This is a genomic window from Mesorhizobium sp. M2C.T.Ca.TU.002.02.1.1, from assembly GCF_003997225.1.
In genome coordinates this window covers 1-515 of the sequence record NZ_RZTO01001488.1, presented here as the reverse complement: position 1 = coordinate 515, position 515 = coordinate 1, and the positions used below count along the sequence as shown (strand labels likewise).

At 66.4% G+C, this 515-nt stretch carries 1 pseudogene; it reads left to right on the top strand.

The features are described from left to right. Positions 1–515 (top strand): annotated as a pseudogene (locus tag EOD07_RS36900) (transcription-repair coupling factor); the annotation flags it as partial.

Genomic DNA, 515 nt, shown 5'->3' with positions numbered 1-515 from the left:
GTGCGCGGTGGCATCCTCGACCTCTTCGCGCCTGGCTGGAGCGAGGCGCTGCGCCTCGATTTCTTCGGCGACACGCTGGAATCGATCCGCGTCTTCGACGTCGCGACCCAGCGCACCACCGGGCAGCGCAAGTCGATGTCGCTGCAGGCGATGAGCGAGGTGGCGTTGACGCCGGAGACGATCAGCCGCTTCCGTCGCTCCTACATCGAAGCCTTTGGCGCGCCCTCGCGCGACGACGCGCTCTATGCGGCGGTCAGCGAAGGACGACGCTTCGCAGGCATGGAACATTGGCTGCCCTTCTTCTACGAGCGGCTGGAGACGGTGTTCGACTATCTGCCGGACGCGCCCGTGGTCTTCGACCATCTGGCGCATGAGGCGTTGGCCGAGCGGCACACGCTGATCCTCGACCATTACGAGGCGCGCCGGAAGCAGGCCGACAGCGCGCTGAAGGACGCCGTGCCCTACAAGCCCGTGGCGCCGGACCTGCTTTATCTGTCGCCGGACAATCTCAAGGC